Genomic DNA, 20,261 nt, shown 5'->3' on the forward strand with positions numbered 1-20,261 from the left:
AAAAAAGGCCCGCACATCGGGCCTTTATTCTTGTTAGTGGCGGATCAGAAATCAAAACCAAGTCCTACCTGTATTAAATTGCCTTCATCCGAATTAAAGAAACCTCCCTGTACCGTCAGGAAATTATAGCCACTCAACCAGATCCCGATTCCCTGGGAAGTGTGCCATTCTGAAGAATTCTGTTCAGGGGTCCATACCCTGCCGTAATCAAATCCCCCGTAGAAGCCGGCATTAATTGGTGCCACAGGTGTCATCGTCTTCAGCACCCTGAACCTGAGATCCGAGGATTGATAGAAATAGGTCTTTCCTGAAAATCGCTGGTCCCTGTAACCTCTTAGCCCGTTGTCTCCGCCTATAGATGGAGCATGGTAAAAAAAGTAATCTTCCCCGAAGTTAGTCTTTACCTCTGCCTTGGAAGCGAGAACAATTCCGCCGGAGGGGATCAGTTGGTGTGCAAAACCCAGGTCAAAAGCTACGTAACCAAACTTAACATCACCGAGATCAGTATTCCATTTATATCCCCCTGTGAGCCCAAAACTGAGTGCCTTAGATGGAAAGTCCGGTGCATTCTTATTTTCATAACTCAGGCTGGTCTCGGCTCCCACGTAATACTGGTCATCAAAGACGGTTTCACCAAGGTTGTCCGGGGTAAAAAGCCGGTTCTCCATTTCCTGGACTTTGTACGATTCAAAGAGCCCGCGGATCTTGAGAGAATGGTAAGAAATACCGGCACTGGCCTTGGTAACCTGCATCCTGGACCTGTAATAATCACGCCCAAAGTTGTCCTCGTTATTCACTGTTTCATTCCCGATCCCGAAGAAATTAGTCGTGAAACGGTTATTGGTATGGTAGGCTTGAAGTTCAAAATTCCATGAAGGAAATATATTTGCCCAGATTCCCTGGTAAGAGAGTTCTAATGCCCGGAAGGCAAAATAATAGTTGGCAGACAAGCTGTGCTGTTGCCTGAAAGGGTTCCCGTTAAAACCATTATCAGTAAATGTATTCCTGGCCCCGATGAAGAATCCATCATCTGTCCGGAAGCCCAGGTTGGGGGCAAGGACATTAAAATTAGGTTCAAAATATCTCCAGTGGAAGGTGTTGGTCTCGTAGAGATCTGAGAACTGTTTATCCGGAGTCTCTTCGGTGAAAACCGTTTCTTCGTCTTTCCAGTCGTAAACCTTGAGCTCATCATCGTTGGTTATACGGAAGCTATCTTTTCCATATCCCCCAATCAGACGGATCATTATTTTGGCCTTCCCGGCCCCGGCAACTTCAAATTCATCATCATCTGAAAGTCCGTAAATCCATATTTCCTTAGTGATTTCCGGGTCAAAGGTTCGGTCGTACATAACCTCATTCTTCTCATCGCTTAATAGCCTTTGGATAAGAATCCGGGTGCTGCCATCCTCGTTTCTCGTGATGGTAAATTTATCGTCCTTCTCTGTCCCCTTCAGGGCTACCATCCGGTCCAGGTATTCGCTGTACTGCCGGGCATATTTTGGAAGCTGCTTCAACCTTGTTTGCAGGTCTGCCGCGATACGCTTTGCAGTGGAGTCCTGTACCTCCTGGGGCAGGCGATCAAATGCGTTGGCGATTATCTCAGGGCTGAGGTGTTCTTGTATATAGCGTGCTTCTTCCTCCCAGACTTCAGCCGGGAATTGATTTAAAACGGCACGATCTAGCCTGTTGCCACCCATATTGAGCCATTTTACCGATTTAATATCAGGTCCGTAAGATTGGAACCTCCTGCTCGCAGGGACAAACATCTGTACGAGGTCCATCCCTACACCATCAAAACGTGGGAATGCATTATCCCTGTCCCTTGGAATGGGGATAAATACCTTATTGTCATCATCTTTCTCGTATTCTATCCATCTCCACTGGTCCTGGTGCCTGTCCCAGTCACCAATGAGCATATCAAAAATCCTGGCCCGGATAAAATCGCGTTGATCTATTGAATAAGATTCGTCCTCCTTAATCTTTTCCAGCATGTCCGTGGTACTTTCGAACTCTTTTACTTCACCCCGCTCATCTATAGCACGCCTGTAGCCCTTATTATTAACCTGTTCTTCTGAAGGGCGGGGCTCGATAAAATACATCTCTCCCCCGAATTCTTCGTTCAGTTCTCCCAGTGCTTCTTGTTTGGGAATGTAATAGAGGTAAGGATCAGAATGGTTAACATCTACAGCACGAGCCAGTGGATTTATGACCAGCTGCATGTAGGGGTGAGCCGTTGTAAAGAAATCATTGATAAACTCCTCAACGACAGTGCCCTCGTAATTATTCCCGGTGTAGGCTATACCCTTAACCTTGAATTTCAGGAACTTCAGGGCGTTTTTCCGAAGGGAGCGCATAGAATACTCTTTCCCGTCTTTATCTTCCAGGCGGATGGAATAAGATTGGTGTCCCCCACCAGTCTTTGTAACTTCCAGTCCTCCGTAAAGCGTGTCTAACATGGCTATGGGTGCTGTAACCGATTCGCCAAAATAATCCCGGTAGCGTTCGCCCCACAGGAAACGGTAAAAACCAGGTTTATTGAGGTCATTGGGATCAGTCCATACTGAACTTGTTACGCTATCACCTCTGGTCTCCGGGAACTGTTCCATTAAATTCTTTTCAGGGAAAGGGGGTAGAATAGAAATCGGTGCTAAGCGATCCTCTTCGGTAATGAATGTTACTTTAGAAGACCCGTCTTTAAAATATTCCAATTTGGCAAATCCTTTCTCCCCATAGGTGAATTTACCCTCGTAAGGCAGGGATCCTCCATAAGTGTTAATACGGTCCTCAGATCTTTTGGTTGCGGCCTTTTTGGCTACCGAACCAACGATTAGCTGGTGGAGACCTCCTCCTTCAAGATATTGTAAGCTCTCCTCGTGGCCTGAAACCAAAGTGATACGGTCCGAATCCTGTGCAAGAGCACTGACGAGAACCCTCAGGTATCCATAGCGCATGGAAGAAAGTCGGTCGGGGTTAAAGCCGGAAAGATCGTCTATCCCTTCCTTGATGGTTCCCAGGACGGGTAGTGGTAAGAGGTGATCTTTTACCGTGGTTTTTCCGGCGAACTTGCCATTGCTGAATACCGGGTGATGCATCACGATCAGGATATTCTTATCCTGGGCATCCCCGATCTTATCCTCTAATTCTTCAATAAACCTGCGACGCGTGTTGATGTCTGTACATTTCCTGTTTATACCGCTGATACGGGACCAATTAGTGATAAACCATTTAGAATCCACCAGGATGAGCTCCAGGTTGTCATTCACGGAAAAATTTTCGATGGCACAACCGTTGTTCGGTTCTACCTGTATATTACTGAGATCTAATTCCTTGATGTAATCCTCGGCTTTCTCCATTTTATCGGCGTCATAACTTTTCCATTCGTTATTCCCCGGGAGAAAGATGGTGTTACCTTTAAAGCCCTTAGCTAATTTTATTTCACGTTCTAGCAGGGCTTTGTTGGTCTCCCATTGTTCCGAATTCTCGGTAATGTTATCCCCCGTAAAGACCAAAGTGCTTTTTGGTCCCGCTTCAGCCAAGGTTTTCTGTAACTGTTTTAATAAGGGTGATTCCGAGTTAAGAGGCACTTCACCCATTCCACCCACGAAATAGAAAGTGTGTTCCGGATCTTGCTTGTCCTGCTCCGAAGAACGAAGATCATTTGCTTTCTGTACATCAAATGTGGCGCATCCTGCAATCAATAAGGAACATATAAGAAGGAAGCTAAGGGAAAATCTCAATCCTTTTATTCTTGCCCCTGCATATATTCCTTGATCACTCTTAGCAGGGTAATCTTCCACTAAACGGACGGAGTTTTGGGCGTTCTGTACTTTTCTTCTGTGAGAAATATGCATAATGGGGTATGGTTTCTAGTATTAGGTACTATAAGTAAGCTAGGTAGGTCCGGAATCTGCAGGTAAGAGAGGGGATGCTATGGAGTTTCCAGGAATACCCCGGAGACGTAAAGTCCTATGAGTAATAAAACAAGGAAGGCAGCCACAATAATCACAGCGATCTTAGTAATAGAATTTTTCTGGAAAATGTATTTCCGGGTCTGGGTAGCCTCTTCTTTAACAAATTCGGTATTCTCTTCACCTTGTTTCTTAGACATGTTGCATCGGATTTGGACAACGAACTTACAATTCGATTAAAATATGGCTTAGCCTTAAAGAGAAAAATGTTAACTCTTTATGGTGCATGGCTGTGGTAACTAAGCTTTAGGGAGTTCAGTGAGATAAGGGAATAAATGAAAAGTCGATAGTACCCATATGAGGATCCTCAATATGGTCTTTCTCCCATTGAACCCAATCCAGGGACATCTTTTCTCGCTCTCCTTTATACTGGTCCATTAGATCTTCAGACAGTAATATATACTCGTCCAGCTCAATATCATTCTTTAAAAGTAGATGAGCGGTAATAACATCCTCACCAATGAGTTTAATCCGCTTGCCAACGGGAACCTGGCCAACCTCCTTACCAAAGTGAAGGATCATCTTAAGGCCTAACATGGAGGTGATCTTATCTGCTTCCGGAGATGCACTGTAACGCGCTTTTAGTTTATGCAGCTGCTTGTGGAATTCTGTCTGGAATTTCTTGCACTGAGAAACTAAAGTTTCAAGCTTAGGAAGCTCTCCCGTCTTGTAAAATAGAACGGCATCTCCCTCTATCTCGGATATTTCAAGACCGATCTCGTTAGAATACACAATCTTGTTGAGCAGGGAGGGGATGACTTTGGAGCTCAATTTGAAATCAGTTTCACTCATAAAGCGCGTAAAACCGGTTATGTCCGGTATACATATAAGGGTTTGTGCGGCTTCTTTGGGGACGTTTTCAGAAGTTGATTTTTTTTCCTTTACCTGCTCGGCCTGGGCCTGATTTGTCTTTTTATCCATGGTTGTGCTGCATTGCGTCATTATTATGGGTGACTCAATTGAATATACGCAAAGTAAATACAGATTGTTTTACGCTCCACTGTTCTTTTAAACTGGTTTCACTGAAAAATGGACTCTATCAGAAATCGAAGGGTAACGAAAAGACTAACAGGGTGTTATGTTTTTTGTCAACAAACTAATTACGTTAAACAGTTGCGCGATTAAGCACATAATTTCCGAAATATGGTTGTTTCTTTGATACAGATCATTGAAAGCAATATTCCTGCAAGTTTTAATACAACAACAGGATTTAAAATATAAATAAGATTAAATGTTCTTCTGTTATCCATGTTCGATAACAAGTTTGGTTGGTTGTTTGCAAATGGTTCTGGCTATCTTCTAAGTCCAGGACCATTTTTTTTTAAATACTTTGATACTTATGAATATATTTGAAGCCCTTCGTGAAGACCATGACGTGCAGCGCGACCTGGTAAAAAGATTAATTGAAACATCCGGTGACCAGGATGCGCGGGATCAGCTGTTTATAGCCTTACGTTCAGAATTGGAATCTCATGCAGAAGCGGAAGAACGACATTTCTATGTTCCCTTGATCGAGAGTGACCTTACACAGGAAAAGGCGAGGCACAGCATTGCAGAGCACCACGAGATTGATGAACTTATCGAGGAACTGGAAAATACGGAATACAGTTCTCCCGGATGGCTGGTAACAGCCAAGAAATTGCAGGAGAAAGTAGAACATCACCTGAGCGAAGAAGAACACGAAGTTTTTCAAATGGCCGGGAAAGTATTAACTTCCAAGCAGAAAGAAGACCTGGCCAAATCTTACCAAAAATACATGTCTGATAGCCGTTAGTATTTCTAATAGCGAGAACCACCTACTTTAGGGAGCGCAATGGCGCTCCTGACCCATCTTGTGCTATTGGCAAGAAACCAGAGTTATATAACTCGATCAGCCCTGAGTTTCAATCGGATCAATTTATATGATTCGGTTTAGTTATTCCTGGCTCGGATTAAATTAATGCTAACTAAATACAACACAAAATGTTTAAACTTTCAGATGCATGGAATAAAATGCTCGAGAAAATTGAATCATGGATAGATGCCCTGGTTCTTGGATTGCCCAATTTTATCATGGCCGTCCTGGTGTTTATCATCGTCTTTATCCTGTCCAAATATATCAGTAGCGGAGCCCGTAAACTACTGGACCGCAGTAAGCTTCAGGATTCCATGAAGCATCTTATATCCAGGATCGTTGCGATCGTCATTATAATTTTTGGTCTCTTCCTGGTACTGGGGATTCTCAATTTAAGTAAGGCGCTTAACACTATTCTCGCCGGTGCAGGAGTTGTTGGTCTGGCTGTTGGTCTTGCCTTACAGGGCGCTTTATCAAATACTTATTCGGGAATAATCCTGTCTTACGTCAAGTATGTTAAATTCGGTGATTGGATTGAAAGTAATGGTTATGCCGGGGAAGTAGTAGAGATAGATCTGCGTTCGGTAACCTTGAAACAGCCGGATAATAATATGGTCTATATTCCCAATAAACTTGTGGTAGAGAATCCGATTAAAAACTTTTCCACAACTTCACAATCCAGGGTCATCCTGCATTGTGGTGTAGGTTATGACAGTGATCTCAGTTTTGTTCGGGAATTGGTCCAAAAAACAATATCTAAGCAGTTTGATGGAGTGGAAGAGGATGATGTGATCTTCCTCTATAACGAATTTGGTGACAGTTCTATCAACTTTGAGACCAGGTTCTGGATAGATTCTACAAAGGCCCTGGACATCCACAAAGCTCGGACAGAGGCCATGATAGCTATAAAATCAGCCTTTGATAAAGAAGGAATAGATATACCATTCCCTATTCGTACACTCGATTTTCCTGACAGTGTAACGATCAGCAGGAAAGATAACGAGAGCTGATAAATAGGCTTGTAAAATTTATAAACCGGGTGGGATCTTCAAGATAAATGTTGATTTTACCCGGTTTTTTAATGCACAATCACCTGGAAGATCACGCGATTAAATATCTAATTTCTAAAACCTTAGGAGCTGTTCTAGGAAATTGGCAGAACGAACCCTGATCCTCCTAAAGCATCAAATTTTTAAATGATTGGATTAAGCTCTGATGGATTATGTAGGTAATTTTATAAAAAAATAAGATAATGATTATCTATATAATATTAGGAATTGCATTGGCTCTGGCCGGGCTTTTGATATTTGCCCTGGGAGCATTCCACGATACATCAGGTGAAGACACTTTGAATTACAATGAGCAGGAGATACTAAAACCTGTTTTTGAGGACGAGTACATGGAGATTCCCCTGGAGCAGGTAGTAATTGCAGATAGCTCGGACGCTTCGCTCAAGGCACTGTCAGAAAAGATCAGGAGCTTTAAGCAGCGCAATGCATTTTATCGCAACTCAGAATTCAGATTTATGGATGGGTCTGATAACAAGTACTAATATACCATCCATGATGCTAAACGGTGTGCATCTGAGAAATCACCGTATATAATTGATATTAATACACTATGAATACATACACAGATAAAGTAGGTTCCAAGCTGAACGACTTGCTGGAAAAGACCTACGACGCAGAGAAGGGATTTAAGAAAGCAGCTGAAAACACCAATCATGAAGGTTTAAAGGCATATTTTGAACAGAAAGCCGGAGAGCGCTACAATTTTGGACATGAGTTAAAGTCTGAATTAAAGCAATACGGACAAGAAGTGGATAAAGGAGATAGCTTTACCAGTAAAGCTCACAGGGCCTGGATGGATGTAAAAGCCATGTTTTCTTCTGATAACGAGGAGTCTATGCTAGAAGAAGCCATCAGGGGAGAGAAGGCAGCAGTTTCTGAATATGATGAAGTACTTGCTGAGACCGACCTGCCGCCAAGTACACAAACACTGCTGGCAAGACAACAACAAAAGATCAAAACCGGTCTGGATACCATTAAACGTCTGGAAGATTTGAGCTAATCAAAGATTCCCCCATTATTTAGTTCAAAAGATCCCACATTCGTGGGATCTTTTTTTATAGTGACATCCCTGGGATGACTTCGGATGATTCTTTTGAAATGTGTTATTAATTGCTGTCTTTGAATCACCCTTATCATCTTTAAAATAAGTACTTAGGCCATATGTATTACCGCTTATCAAATACAGCCCACAGGTCACAAATAGAGCAAGAACTTGGAATACCTTTTAAGTTCCCACAGATCTATAAACCCCAGGCCTTACTGAACGGTTTGGAAGAGACCACCCTTCCTGTGATCACTATGGATGACCCAAGCTGGATCAATTACTCGATCTGGGGGATATTACCCGAAGATTACCTGGAAGACTGGGAATTCTTCCAGAACATCTATAATACCCTCAATCTTGGGAAAGAATCGCTGGATTCTAACCTATGGTACTCCGCTGCGATAGAGAGAAGAAGGTGTATGGTGGTGACCACGGGATTTTTTACCACCTACCTGCATAAGGGTGATATCTATCCTTATTATGTGCATGCCCCGGACTATAAACCGTTCTGTATCGGTGGAGTATACAATCAATTGGAGGATGGTTTCATCACATGCGCCCTGATCATTGTTCAGCCCGATGAGCTCGTTTCGCAGATTCAAACTGTGGACCGCGGAATGCCGTTGATCATTGGGGAAGAGATGCGCAAAACCTGGTTAGATCCCAAAGCGCCCTCAGAGAATATCGTGGAGATGATCCGGGACCCGGGAGGGTACAGGTTGAATGCTCACCCCATCGCCAAAGAATTCTACAAGAATAATATCAGTTATAATTCCATGTTAGACCCTGTACTGTATAAGGGGATACCGCACCTGCTGTAAGACCGTGTCAGCGCTTCTAAGTTGCTGGCAATGAGTTGTTTAGCAATTTTCTCATAAGAACCCCTTTAATGCGTTAAATATTGCGGTTTTAACGTTAAGAGCTCCTTAAGAAATGAATTATTTTTATGGTACATAATCGGGGCACCCCCGATAAGACCTAATATTAACTACAAAAATTAAACATATGTTACGTTGGACCGTCATTTTCGTGATCCTTGCAATTGTCGCAGCCGTTTTTGGTTTCGGTGGCATCGCATCAGGAGCCGCGAGTATAGCAAAAGTTTTATTCTTTATTTTCCTGGTACTTTTTGTACTCTCACTGATTTTCGGCAGGAAAAAGATTCTGTAATAAACCAATTCAAATAATAATTTTTAATCTCTAAAAATCAATTTAAAATGAAAAAATTAGTATATATCGTATCATTCATGTTCACCTTTATGGTAGTTCTCTCTTCTTGCAGGGATACCAACTCCGGTGAGAAAGTGGAAGATGGTATGGAGCAAGTAGGTGAAGGCATCGAAGAAGGTGCTGAAGAAGTAGGTAGAGATATCGAAGAAGGAGCTGAAGACATGGAAAATGAAATCGATGAAGAAATTCATGAAGAAACCCATGACGATGACCATACTGATGACAACTAGTAGAAAATTCCCCCACAAATAAAAGCCGCAAGGCTTAATAAAAAGCCATCCATCGGATGGCTTTTTTATTTATTGGTCCTTCATTTCTTCTTCCAGCTCCTCCTGTTCCTCATCATCCATCAATGGATGGTCTTCCTGGCCCAGTCCAACAATTTTAATCATACTTACAACGGTATTATAAAGCATCACCACCACAACGATCAGGGCTGCACTCATTATACTGGTCATGGCGAGAGAGGCATAATAAACTATGGTGAACCAATGGGTGGGAACATTCTCTGATTCCGTAATAGGCAGGTTAAAAAGCAGAAAGGTACTCAGGGCACCAATCAGGACCCAGGTATCAAACTTGGCAATCTGCATAATATGTTGGTAGTGTTCTTTTTTTAACCGGTTCTCCGCCCCGGAACTCAAGCTAAGTACTGTTAAAAGCAAAGCAAGTATGGTGGCCGAGGCCAGTACGATGGTATTACACAAAGTGTTGATTCCGGAAACCGAATGCTTTATTAAAGTTTTAGCTTCGTATCCACTCAATTCTCCCAGCATAAAGTTTCCCGCTCCTAAAATCGCCATGGCGATCAAAGCCCCTGTAATTGCTCTTTTGGTCGATGGGTTAAAGTTGATTTTCATACTAAAGGTTCTATTAACAGGGCTTCATAATGTAGTTTTCCCTGTTAGGGTTAATTACTCTTAAATTAAAAAGAAGGTAAGTAAATGGCCACTAAAGGTAGTTCGCTAAGCCTCTGATTTTTAACTGTACCGTTAATACGGGTATTTTTAAAATAGCATACGGTCAAAGCTTGTACGACTCCAGGGGCACGGGCCCCTCCAGTAAGACACGTGCAACTTTTAAAGTACCATCCTCGGTGGTGTCTATATGCCATTTGATCAGGGAGATGGCGCCTTCTTCAATCTCCAACCCAGTTATACTCCTGGGGTGCACACAACTGCCGTCATTAAAAAGAGGGATATCTCCGGGCAAAGGGAATCTTGGGCGATGCGTATGCCCAACCACGGTAATCTTCAGCTCATGCTGCAGTATCCATTTTTTGATCCTTCGCTCTACTTTGATCAGGTTCTTGTAATTCTTAGCCGGGCTGGTAGGATCTGCTATACCCCATACTTGTAAGGGTTTCCACAGCACGCGAACAAGGAAGCGACCCAGGCGCCAAAAAGTGTAATTCCACCAATCTGCCTGGTGACCGTGGGTTAAAAAAAGCTCCTGTCCCGTTTCGGTATATCTCAGGACAAGCCCTTCGTAGTAACTAATTCCCTTAAACAAATCTTTGTCTGTTTCATCGATAGGTTCGTAATAACTACCGAGGTGCTTATCGACATATTCCTGGTCCTTATAAACCATATCGTGATTTCCCCATATCATGAATAACCGGTGTCGTAGATGGAATTCGCGTAGTAATTTGTACACATTCTTGTGGGCTTCAAAAATGGATTCAAAATGCACATTTTCCCAGAGCTCATCCCCGTCCCCGAGTTCGCAATAGGTAAATCCATGCTGATAATAGTACTGCAGTGCATGGTAATAAATGTTCCGGTTATTGGCGAAATCGTCGGCGAAGCTATTATCACCGCGATGGCAATCACTGAAGAGGATGAACTTATCCGTCTTGTCAAAGGTTAATGTTTGGGCATTTTTATACGCCCTGGTCAGCCTGCTTTGGGAAGACATAATCTGCTTTTGCATAAATATCCGAAAAATTGAACCATGGACGGCTAAAGTTCGTAAAACAATAAATTGAGCGTACTTTTGTAACTTTAAGACTAGAATTCAGATAATTAATCCAATGGATCTCAATCAAGAAAATGACATGCCTATGCAGTTCCTGATCAGCTTTGATATGCTGTTGAGGAAATACGAGGCAATGGCAGAAGGGGATGATCCTTTGCTTGCCCGGCGGGCAAAAGAAGTACTCAAGGCCCAGGAGCCATACCCGGTTTTAAGGGAAGGTTTTATAGATCCTGAAATCCTGGAAAAGCACAAAGACGTGATTCAGGTCATCTTAAAAGATTCCTTTAGCGAGATGCTCTCTGATAATGAAATCAAAATAGCTTCCCTGCCTTATTATAATATCATGTTCAATGCTTCGCGAAGATTCCAGAAGATCCTGGATAATGCCGGGCCGGACTTTGAACTGAAGATCCACAACCAGGAGGAGAAGGAAGCTTATATTATGTCCTGTACCGTAATCCTTAATTTTTACTACGGATTTAAACTGGACTTCAGCAGGCCATTATATTACCAAATTCCGGACGCTAACGGGGTAATCCGCACTTACAGGATTTTGTATAATGCCGATTTCCTGGAGATCAGTCCGACAGGAAAAACCAAAGAGCTGACCCAGTCAGACGTTGACCAGTTGTTAGAGCAGCCTGATAACCTGGCATTGTGGAAAGATAAAATACCGCCAAACAGCTTTATTACCAAGGGGTTTGTCATAGCCAATATGTTTGATGTCACCACGGAACACTCTATTTCGGATATTAAAACAGAGCTGATTGCAAACAACAAACGCGGGAGCGATACTTTTATAGCACATCTTGAGGATATTTTCCAGTCTTTTTTCAAATTGAAGAACCTGAAAGTTGGCTTCGTAACCTTTGACAGTAAGAAAAGCAGGTTCGAGAAGGTGTATGGTAAAGGGATATATAGTTTTTTACTCCAAGATCGTGAATATGCCCCGTGTAATAAGGTACTTTGTCCCCATTCTTATGAGCAATTGATTAGTGACAGTAAATATTTTGTCATAACAGATGTAGACCGGCATAATGAACAATCAGGGGGGATGTCTCCCTATCAGGAATTAAAAGAGCAAGGGTTTAAAAGTGCGATCCTTGCACCTATCGCACCCCGGAACGAATTATTGGGCATATTGGAAATTGTATCCACCGAAAAAGGCGTGCTGAACGGGGTGAATGCCACAAAACTTTCCGATGTAATGCCTTACCTGGAAGCAGCTGTGCTGCGATCAAAGCTGGAACAGGAAAACCTGATCGACGCCATAATTCAGCACGAGTGTACCACAGTTCATCCGGCGGTTGTTTGGAAATTCCAGGAGGAAGCCAAAAAATTTATTGTCGACGAGCTGCAGGACCGCCAACCCCAGTTTAATGAGATCGTCTTTAAGGATGTATACCCCTTATTCGGACAGACAGATATCCGTGAATCTTCCAGGGCCAGGAATATAGCTATACAGAGAGACCTGATGATTCAGCTCTCGGAGGTAAATATAGTGCTGAAGGCAGCGTTTGAAAAATATAACCTACCCATATACGAGGAATTGATGTTCCGGGTGAACAACCATATGGAGGATATCCACGAGGTTTTAAATACCAACAGTGAGCAATCCATTTTTGATTTTGTCCAGGAAGAGATCAACCCTGTATTTGAACATCTGAAGAAAACGGATAAGGAAGCCCTGGACCAGATTAAAAGATACGAGGCCAATATTGATTCAGGTACTGCGTCTTATTACGATCACAGGAGAAATTACGATGAAACCGTAATGAGCATCAATAAAAAGCTCGCCGGGATCATTGACCGAAGACAGGTACAGGCACAAGAGATGTTCCCTCATTATTTTGAGCGATACAAAACAGACGGGGTAGAGCACAATATGTATATCGGCCAATCCATAGCGGAAACCCGGGAGTTTGAGCCTCTGTACCTAAATAATTTACGCCTCTGGCAATTACAGGTGATGTGCGAAATGGAAAATGCCTATTACAACCTGAAGCCAAAACTACCGGTGAAGCTGGATGTGGCGTCACTGATCCTGGTCTATAATTCTGCCTTATCCATTCGCTTCCGGATGGATGAGAAACACTTTGACGTGGACGGCACTTACAATGCCCGTTACGAAGTGATCAAAAAGCGGATAGACAAGTCCTTTATCAAGGGGACGGAAGAGAGGCTCACACAGACCGGTAAACTCTGCATCATCTATTCCCAGAAAAAAGATGAATTAGAATACCTGAGGTACATCAAGTTCCTGAAATCCAAAGGATACTTTACCGATAATATCGAGATCCTGGAATTGGAAGGGCTGCAGGGTGTTTCGGGACTCAAGGCTATCCGCGCAGAGATTCTCTACCAGACCGGAGAAAGCCAGACTAAGACCTATACCTACCAGGATCTTGTCGATGAAATTAAGGGTTAGGCTGCGGTAGATCTATCACCTGCTCAGGTCCATAAAACTTAAGTGCTACAAAGAAGGCGATTACAGAGAGGATCATCCCTATCATAAAAATGGTATACGTAAGCCTCAGTAATTTATACTTGCGATTTAGAACTACACCGAGGAAATATAAATCCTTGGTCAGGGAAGAATATACGTATTTCTGATCCTTGATCAGTTCCTGTATAGCCCATTCGTAATCCGGTAGTTTCATCTTGTGGAAATTTCCGAAGAACAGGAGGTTTACCTTTTTCTTGTCCACATCTTCCTTAGTGAATTCACCACTGGTTACATTAGGGCGCGTTGCTAATATAGACAAGATCATAGACGCTACACTAAACAAGATGAATATGGCCGTTGGGTAAATCAGGTAATCATTTTGTGGCGTGTCCAGTTTAGGGATCAGGTTGGCCAGTACCAGGGAAATAATAATGGCGTTTACAGAGAGCAAAATATTAGCTTTCGTATCTGCAATATCACTGAGTTTCAGGTGGTTTCTCATGGTGACCCTGAACATGGTCTGTATTCCTCGTTCCGGGCTCGCATTCTTGAATTTGGCCTTCAGCTGTTCTTTTTTGGCCATTTTTTTACGCTTCTTCTTGGCCTTTACCAGCTTACGGAGGTTCTTATCTTTTCGCTCCTGCCAGTTTTCCTTAGCGTAATCCGTATAAAACCTGTGTTCTGTACGGAACATCTTTATATTTTCATCACGCCACTCGCTCGCGTTAAAATCGGCTATTCCCAATAACGAAAGTTCTTCCCTCAGCAACTCGGAAACCTCCAGGTAGTTTTTCTTTCCTATATGTGAAGAGTCAGCATCTCTCAGAATCTCTTCATGCAGGTTGCTGGGTTCGTATATTCTTTTCGTCGCCCGGATCAATTCACACACCTTGTCCGTGTCTTCTTTTGGAAAATCTTTTTCCTCAAGGAATTCCCTGGCTATTTCACAACTACTTTCTTCATGTTCCTCCGGACCTTTGGTATATCCTGTGTCATGAAACCATGCCGCAAGCGTTATTACATCACTTTCTTTACCTTTTATGTCATAATGATCCAGCATTTCTTTAGTATTTTTAACCACGCGCTGTGTATGACGTAAGTTGTGATACAGGAATTTAGGATCTAACTGATCGGTAAGATATTCCACTACAAAATCTTCAGCTTCTTTAATTAGGTTCGACATAGTGTTCGATTATTATGTTATCCAAAGTACAAATTTTCAATTTTTAATTGAATCCTTATGAAGAAACATTTAGCCCTAATATTGGTATTTCTGATGCTCACGGGTTGCGCTACCTATGAAGCTAAGTATGCTGACGAGAAAACGGCTAAAGATGTCAAGACTACCAAAGAACTTTCTCACACTTTTTACCTCATCGGTGATGCCGGGCTTTCCACCATGGGAGGTATGAACCCGGCGCTTAAAATCTTTAAAGAAAAGGTTCAAAAAGCCGATACCAACAGTACTGCTATATTCCTTGGGGATAACATCTATCCTGCAGGCTTACCGGACCCTAAAGATTCCACCGTTGCCTTCCTGAGGGCCAAGAACCACCTGGATGCACAACTGGAAACCGTAAGGGACTTTAAAGGCAGGGTAATCTTTATACCCGGGAACCACGACTGGTATACGGAAGGCCTGATAGGTCTGAAAAGGCAGGAGGTGTACGTAGAGAAACATATTAACCGTAAAGATGCCTTTATACCAGAAAATGGATGCCCCTTAGAACTGGTTGAAGTGAACGAGGATATTGTTGTGATCGCTCTGGATACAGAGTGGTACCTGACCAACTGGGATTACCGTCCTTCAATAAATGATGATTGCGAGATTAAAAGCCGTGAGAAATTTATGCAGGAACTGGAAAGCCTGATCAAAAAAAATGCCGGCAAAACCATTGTGATTGCACAACATCATCCAATTTTCAGTTATGGCCCTCATGGCGGACAATTCACTTTTAAACAGCAATTTTATCCCACTTCCTCATCGCCGGTACCCATGCCGATCCTGGGTTCATTCGTCAACCTGTTTAGAAAGACTGCGGGGGCTTCCGTAGAAGACATGCAGAATAAACGATATCGAGAACTGAGGAATCGCATTTTTACATTAGCTCAGTTTGCAGAGAAAGTGGTCATTGCTTCCGGGCACGAACATGCTTTACAATATATCGTTGAAAATAATGTCCCCCAGATCGTCAGCGGTTCGGGGGCTAAAAAAGGGGCTACCAACCTTTTAAACGGAAGTAAGTTTACAACAGGTCGTATGGGATATGCTACTTTGGAAGTATATACTGACGGATCATCCCGCGTTCGTTTTTTCGGGGTGAAAGAGGAGGATAAGGACGAAGAGGAATTCTTGTTTACAACAGGAGTGTTCCAGCGCGATACCACGGTCAATGAATATCAATTCCCTGACAGTTTCCCTGAAAAGGTGACTACCTCTATCTATACAGAGGATGAGGTAGACCGCTCAGCGTTTTTTAAGTTGATATGGGGGGAGCGTTACAGGAAATATTATGGGACAAAGGTGACGGTACCCACCGTAGATATCGATACTCTTTTCGGGGGGTTAGAACCTGTGAGGAAGGGTGGTGGAAACCAATCTAAGTCACTCCGTCTCAGGCATGCCAGTGGCAAAGAGTACGTTATGCGTGCGATGAAGAAATCTGCAGAGCGCTACCTGCAGGCTATGGCCTTCAAGGATCAGTACATTATTGGGGAATTCGAGGAAACCTATACCGAAGGATTGCTGGAAGACTTTTATACCGGTGCTCACCCGTACGCCCCATTCACCGTGCCGGTCATGTCTGAAGCCATCGGGATTTACCATACCAATCCAGAGTTGTATTACGTGCCTAAACAGCCAGCCCTCGGCGATTTTAACGGGGACTTCGGGGACGAACTATATATGATAGAAGAACATGTTTCTGAAGGACATAATGAATTGGAAAGTTTTGGGCGGGCCAAAGAAATTAAAAGCACATACGACTTCCTATCAAAGCTGCGATCTGACGAGAAGTACCACGTTGATAGAGATATGTATATCAGGGCCAGGCTTTTTGATATGGTGATCGGCGACTGGGACCGGCACCAGGACCAATGGCGTTGGGCAGAATTTGAATATAAAGGTAAAGACAGCGTGGTTTACCAGCCCATACCCCGGGACAGGGACCAGGTGTATTCTATCATGGGTGACGGATTGCTCATGAGTATTACCACAAAGATTATTCCACCCCTTAAACTCATGGAAGGTTTCCGTGATAATATCAGGAACGTGAGAACTTTTAATTCCAATCCTTATTCCCTGGATATGGCATTATTAAATGGTACGGAACTGGACCAATGGATGCGACAGGTCTCTCTGCTCAGGGAAAAACTGACCCCCGAAGTCATAGACAGGTCTTTTGAAGCATTTCCGGAAGAGGTCCATGATGAGACCGTACAGAAAATAAAAGAAATTCTGCTGTCCCGGCTCTCTAAACTGGGGCAAATTGCCCAGGATTACTACAAGGTACTCAACAGGGCTCCGGTGATTATCGGGACAGATAAGGACGATTGGTTTGAGATCACCGGGATAGAGGACCATAAGACCCGGATCCGTGCATTCAGGATCATCAAGGGAGAAAAAAAGAAGATGTTTTACGACAAGGTATTCGACTCCCGCTTAACTAGGGAAGTGTGGATCTATGGTTTGGATGACGATGATTACTTTGAAGCCAGGGGCGAGTCCGATAACCGTATAGATATCAAGATCGTAGGAGGTAATGGTACAGATATCTATGATGTTCAGAACAGTTCAGGAATCACAGTCTATGATTACGAGACCAAAGAGTATACCTTTAAAAACGTTAAGGGAGTTAAGGTGGTGCTAACAGATGACTATGAGACCAACACCTATGAACCCCTAAAATTAAATACTTCTTTTAACCAGCTTATACCTACCATTGGATTTAACCCCGATGACGGTGTAAGGGTAGGAGTTAATAATACCTATAGTCATTATGGGATTCGCCAGAACCCGTTCACGAACAGGCATGAGATCAATGCTGCATTCTATTTTGCTACCAGTGGGTTCGACTTTAAATATACAGGTGAGTTTGCCAACGCTTTCGGCAATTGGAATTTCGCCATCAATGGTCACTTCACCAGCCCTAATTACAGCGTTAATTTCTTTGGTTTAGGAAATGGAACGGACAATCCTGAAGACCAGTTAGGTATGGATTATAACAGGGTAAGGTTACGCACCATTTCCCTTGCGCCTGCCTTGGTATGGCGAGGTCCACTAGGAGCAAGCCTGGATGTGAGGCTCTTTTACGAGGATATTAAAGTAGATAATACTACAGACCGCTTTGTGAATCAATTCTACGTGGAAAACGGGGGAGAAGTGGGTAAAAGTTTCCTGGGAACTTCGGCACAATACCATTATGAGAACGTAGACAGTGATGCTTTCCCTACCCTGGGAATGATGTCTGACCTCGAGGTTGGTTTCCGTGCTAATGCGGACGATCTGGGAACTAACTACGGTTATGTGATTCCCAGTCTTGCCCTGGACCACCGCTTAATGGCCGATGGTACCCTGGTGGTCGCCGCCAAGTGGAAGGCTCATTTTAATATCGGCAACGGATATGAATTCTACCAGGGTGCCAGTCTCGGTGGATCGGACGGGTTAAGAGGTTTTCGTAACCAACGCTTTATAGGGAAGACAGCCTATTTCCAGAATACCGATTTACGACTGCGCCTACGGAGAATGAAAACAGGGATCCTACCCGTTTCGCTTGGCCTGTTCGGCGGTTTTGACTACGGGAGAGTGTGGTACCCGGGAAGCACTGCTGGGAAATGGCACAACTCTTACGGGGGTGGGATATTCGCCAACGGTGCTGATGTATTTACAGGAAGGATCTCGTTATTCTACGGGGGCGAAGGACCCCGGGTATCCTTTGGTATAGGGTTCGGGTTTTAAGGCAAAGTGAATTCATACAGGTTGCCCCCGGAGCCTGCTCTTTCTTCATCGGCCAATAGCAAGGTCTTTGCATCCTTAAAGCAAAGGGATTCTAATTGAGTGCTGGCTCCAAGATCAATAGTTTCCATATTCGCAGATGAGAAGGTATCCCCGCTAAAGTCGCTGAGTATCCATAATTTACCATAACCGAGCAGCACCAGTTTGCTGCCATCCGGTGAAAGACTGGCTGCAGTAACCACACAGACCCTGCGATCTTCACACAGGGTAAGTTCACCCACAAGTTCTGCAGTATACCTGCCGGGAACTGAAGGGATTTTATATATATATGTTTTCCTGTCAAAAGGCCGTAGCCGGTTTTTGGTAAACAGGTACAGGTGATTCTCTGCATAAAACAATGCTTCGCTGTCGTGGGTATAGTCCTCTGACAGGGTGTGGTCCCACGGATACCTGAACTTGATGGTTTCGGCCGGGATCTTATCCCCTTTTTCTTCAGACGGATCCGGTAATTTATAGATTTTGAACTCCTCCCGGTCCATGCCGTTATTTCCTGTATCCGCGATGTACAGGTTGCCGGAATCATCCCTTGTAAGGTCTTCCCAATCCTCGTTATCTACATTGGTAACCTCAAAATTCTTGACCAACTCCCCTTTAAAGTTTACCCGGTATAAATTATCCGCATTGCCGTGATCTTCAACCAACCAGATTGCATCTTCTCCGGCAGTAACAATCCCTGAACATTCGTCCAGTTTACCCGGAAGCCCGGTTATGATTTTTAATTGCCCGTAGTTAGAACAACTGGTCAGCAGGGCAAGGATGATATAGGTACTTATTCTAATCATTAGTTGTCTTTATCGGTAAATAGATCTCGGCTGTCCATTCCAGTTCGTTACCACCCATATTTGGGTTGTTGTGAAATATCTCTACCGGCAAGCCAGTTGTTTCTATTCCATTTTTCCTGGCATAGTTCAGCAATGCATACCACGCACGGTCAGAGGTAAGGTAGTTGCCGTTATATACCGCCCTGATCGCTTTGATCCTTGGCCTTTCTCTATAGTGTATTTCCTGGTGCAAGGGGAGGGAATCCGTTTTGATAATCGGATAACAGAAATTAAAACTAATACTGTCTTTTATCCTGTTCCATTCCAGCAATTGCACATAGGGCCTGCCATTCAAGGGTACTGAATCGGCGGCCAGGACATCGCTGAGCAAAGGGTAGTTGTGCATCATCCCAAAAGCTTTCCCGATCTGCGTGGTCCTCAACTGGGTACAGGCACTATAAGTGGCAGGTATTTCTGCCGGGCCGGTGATCCTGATCCTGAACTTATCCAAATGATCGTTGAGATATGTTGCAAAGTCAGTGATACGTTGCCGGGTATCTTTTTCAAATGCGGTATCAGAAAACAGTATAGCTGCCCTGTCCTTAAAGTTACTGTCTTTCCCGGTAACAAATACCTGGACTGATGAAGTAGTGTCCGATTCTGGAGATATTTTCCAGTGATATTCGTGCTGTGAATCCCCGGCAGGAATTAACTGGACGATCTCTAAAAAGTCCCGTTGAGCCTTAATCTCGGCATTTTCCTGGGTACTGTTCCAGGTTTTTAGGGTCTGGTTTATGGTTCCCGCATTGCCGCGGGTTTCAAAGCGCACAAGGTAATCAAATGGTTTCATGAACAGGTACCACCCAAGGGCAAGCAGAACAACAACCAAGAAGATAAGACCCAGTCTTTTCATAGA

17 protein-coding genes are annotated in these 20,261 nt (G+C 43.6%); 9 read left to right on the plus strand and 8 right to left on the minus strand.

Annotated features, from left to right (window positions below):
- Nucleotides 1-44 precede the first annotated feature (44 nt).
- The 3 genes from PP178_RS06230 to PP178_RS06240 all read right to left on the minus strand — a co-directional run bounded on the left by PP178_RS06230 (nt 45) and on the right by PP178_RS06240 (nt 4,889).
- Entirely contained in the window at nt 45-3,851 is a 3,807-nt protein-coding gene (locus PP178_RS06230) for a metallophosphoesterase (RefSeq protein WP_272593446.1), read from the minus strand.
- Between the two features lie 77 nt (nt 3,852-3,928).
- Nucleotides 3,929-4,108, minus strand: a complete 180-nt coding sequence (locus PP178_RS06235; protein WP_272593447.1) for a hypothetical protein — start codon at nt 4,106-4,108, stop codon at nt 3,929-3,931.
- Nucleotides 4,109-4,223: 115 nt separating this feature from the next.
- Nucleotides 4,224-4,889 (minus strand): DUF2652 domain-containing protein, encoded by a 666-nt coding sequence (locus tag PP178_RS06240; protein WP_272593448.1) that lies wholly within the window; start codon nt 4,887-4,889, stop codon nt 4,224-4,226.
- Nucleotides 4,890-5,307: 418 nt separating this feature from the next.
- Here PP178_RS06240 and PP178_RS06245 point away from each other — a divergent pair, with 418 nt between their 5' ends.
- The 7 genes from PP178_RS06245 to PP178_RS06275 all read left to right on the plus strand — a co-directional run bounded on the left by PP178_RS06245 (nt 5,308) and on the right by PP178_RS06275 (nt 9,377).
- The gene (locus PP178_RS06245; RefSeq protein WP_272593449.1) at nt 5,308-5,742 is read left to right on the plus strand and encodes a hemerythrin domain-containing protein; all 435 of its coding nucleotides are present in this window, start codon (nt 5,308-5,310) and stop codon (nt 5,740-5,742) included.
- Between the two features lie 188 nt (nt 5,743-5,930).
- Complete coding sequence (locus PP178_RS06250) at nt 5,931-6,812, plus strand: mechanosensitive ion channel family protein (protein WP_272593450.1); 882 nt, start codon at nt 5,931-5,933, stop codon at nt 6,810-6,812.
- 242 nt (nt 6,813-7,054) lie between these two features.
- On the plus strand, nt 7,055-7,354 hold the full coding sequence (locus PP178_RS06255; protein WP_272593451.1) for a hypothetical protein: 300 nt from the start codon (nt 7,055-7,057) through the stop codon (nt 7,352-7,354).
- 68 nt (nt 7,355-7,422) lie between these two features.
- Nucleotides 7,423-7,872 (plus strand): ferritin-like domain-containing protein, encoded by a 450-nt coding sequence (locus tag PP178_RS06260; RefSeq protein WP_272593452.1) that lies wholly within the window; start codon nt 7,423-7,425, stop codon nt 7,870-7,872.
- Nucleotides 7,873-8,033: 161 nt separating this feature from the next.
- Nucleotides 8,034-8,738: an SOS response-associated peptidase gene (locus tag PP178_RS06265; RefSeq protein WP_272593453.1), complete on the plus strand. Its 705-nt coding sequence runs from the start codon at nt 8,034-8,036 to the stop codon at nt 8,736-8,738.
- Between the two features lie 184 nt (nt 8,739-8,922).
- Nucleotides 8,923-9,087 carry a DUF1328 domain-containing protein gene (locus tag PP178_RS06270; protein ID WP_272593454.1) on the plus strand — a complete coding sequence of 55 codons (165 nt, stop codon included), beginning with the start codon at nt 8,923-8,925 and terminating at the stop codon, nt 9,085-9,087.
- 47 nt (nt 9,088-9,134) lie between these two features.
- On the plus strand, nt 9,135-9,377 hold the full coding sequence (locus tag PP178_RS06275) for a hypothetical protein (RefSeq protein ID WP_272593455.1): 243 nt from the start codon (nt 9,135-9,137) through the stop codon (nt 9,375-9,377).
- A 69-nt stretch (nt 9,378-9,446) separates the two neighbouring features.
- On the opposite strand, the gene PP178_RS06280 is transcribed toward PP178_RS06275, so the two are convergent.
- Entirely contained in the window at nt 9,447-10,007 is a 561-nt protein-coding gene (locus tag PP178_RS06280) for a hypothetical protein (protein ID WP_272593456.1), read from the minus strand.
- Nucleotides 10,008-10,170: 163 nt separating this feature from the next.
- Nucleotides 10,171-11,064: a serine/threonine protein phosphatase gene (locus tag PP178_RS06285; protein ID WP_272593627.1), complete on the minus strand. Its 894-nt coding sequence runs from the start codon at nt 11,062-11,064 to the stop codon at nt 10,171-10,173.
- 115 nt (nt 11,065-11,179) lie between these two features.
- Here PP178_RS06285 and PP178_RS06290 point away from each other — a divergent pair, with 115 nt between their 5' ends.
- Nucleotides 11,180-13,552, plus strand: a complete 2,373-nt coding sequence (locus PP178_RS06290) for a GAF domain-containing protein (RefSeq protein ID WP_272593457.1) — start codon at nt 11,180-11,182, stop codon at nt 13,550-13,552.
- On the opposite strand, the gene PP178_RS06295 is transcribed toward PP178_RS06290, so the two are convergent.
- Entirely contained in the window at nt 13,542-14,753 is a 1,212-nt protein-coding gene (locus PP178_RS06295; protein WP_272593458.1) for a Pycsar system effector family protein, read from the minus strand. The genes PP178_RS06290 and PP178_RS06295 overlap by 11 nt on opposite strands.
- A gap of 57 nt (nt 14,754-14,810) precedes the next feature.
- Between PP178_RS06295 and PP178_RS06300 the strand changes: the two genes are divergently transcribed.
- Nucleotides 14,811-18,527, plus strand: coding sequence for a metallophosphoesterase (locus PP178_RS06300; protein WP_272593459.1), 3,717 nt, complete (start codon nt 14,811-14,813; stop codon nt 18,525-18,527).
- Here PP178_RS06300 and PP178_RS06305 read toward each other — a convergent pair.
- Together PP178_RS06305 and PP178_RS06310 are read right to left on the minus strand one after the other, a co-directional pair.
- A complete protein-coding gene (locus PP178_RS06305) occupies nt 18,524-19,366 on the minus strand; it encodes a hypothetical protein (protein ID WP_272593460.1) in 843 nt (280 codons plus the stop codon). The two genes, PP178_RS06300 and PP178_RS06305, sit on opposite strands and share 4 nt — an antisense overlap.
- Nucleotides 19,359-20,258 (minus strand): GyrI-like domain-containing protein, encoded by a 900-nt coding sequence (locus tag PP178_RS06310; protein ID WP_272593461.1) that lies wholly within the window; start codon nt 20,256-20,258, stop codon nt 19,359-19,361. The genes PP178_RS06305 and PP178_RS06310 overlap by 8 nt, the downstream gene beginning before the upstream one ends.
- Nucleotides 20,259-20,261 lie beyond the last annotated feature (3 nt).

It is taken from the genome of Zeaxanthinibacter sp. PT1 (genome assembly GCF_028464225.1).
GTDB lineage: Bacteria > Bacteroidota > Bacteroidia > Flavobacteriales > Flavobacteriaceae > Zeaxanthinibacter.

Bases quoted from the DNA above. Each gene is read 5' to 3' on its own strand.
- PP178_RS06245 (WP_272593449.1), top strand. From the start codon at position 5,308: ATGAATATATTTGAAGCCCTTCGTGAAGACCATGACGTGCAGCGCGAC.
- PP178_RS06270 (WP_272593454.1), top strand. From the start codon at position 8,923: ATGTTACGTTGGACCGTCATTTTCGTGATCCTTGCAATTGTCGCAGCC.
- PP178_RS06275 (WP_272593455.1), top strand. From the start codon at position 9,135: ATGAAAAAATTAGTATATATCGTATCATTCATGTTCACCTTTATGGTA.
- PP178_RS06305 (WP_272593460.1), bottom strand. From the start codon at position 19,366: ATGATTAGAATAAGTACCTATATCATCCTTGCCCTGCTGACCAGTTGT.
- PP178_RS06260 (WP_272593452.1), top strand. From the start codon at position 7,423: ATGAATACATACACAGATAAAGTAGGTTCCAAGCTGAACGACTTGCTG.
- PP178_RS06235 (WP_272593447.1), bottom strand. From the start codon at position 4,108: ATGTCTAAGAAACAAGGTGAAGAGAATACCGAATTTGTTAAAGAAGAG.
- PP178_RS06285 (WP_272593627.1), bottom strand. From the start codon at position 11,064: ATGTCTTCCCAAAGCAGGCTGACCAGGGCGTATAAAAATGCCCAAACA.
- PP178_RS06230 (WP_272593446.1), bottom strand. From the start codon at position 3,851: ATGCATATTTCTCACAGAAGAAAAGTACAGAACGCCCAAAACTCCGTC.
- PP178_RS06300 (WP_272593459.1), top strand. From the start codon at position 14,811: ATGAAGAAACATTTAGCCCTAATATTGGTATTTCTGATGCTCACGGGT.
- PP178_RS06280 (WP_272593456.1), bottom strand. From the start codon at position 10,007: ATGAAAATCAACTTTAACCCATCGACCAAAAGAGCAATTACAGGGGCT.
- PP178_RS06310 (WP_272593461.1), bottom strand. From the start codon at position 20,258: ATGAAAAGACTGGGTCTTATCTTCTTGGTTGTTGTTCTGCTTGCCCTT.
- PP178_RS06250 (WP_272593450.1), top strand. From the start codon at position 5,931: ATGTTTAAACTTTCAGATGCATGGAATAAAATGCTCGAGAAAATTGAA.
- PP178_RS06265 (WP_272593453.1), top strand. From the start codon at position 8,034: ATGTATTACCGCTTATCAAATACAGCCCACAGGTCACAAATAGAGCAA.
- PP178_RS06255 (WP_272593451.1), top strand. From the start codon at position 7,055: ATGATTATCTATATAATATTAGGAATTGCATTGGCTCTGGCCGGGCTT.
- PP178_RS06295 (WP_272593458.1), bottom strand. From the start codon at position 14,753: ATGTCGAACCTAATTAAAGAAGCTGAAGATTTTGTAGTGGAATATCTT.
- PP178_RS06240 (WP_272593448.1), bottom strand. From the start codon at position 4,889: ATGGATAAAAAGACAAATCAGGCCCAGGCCGAGCAGGTAAAGGAAAAA.
- PP178_RS06290 (WP_272593457.1), top strand. From the start codon at position 11,180: ATGGATCTCAATCAAGAAAATGACATGCCTATGCAGTTCCTGATCAGC.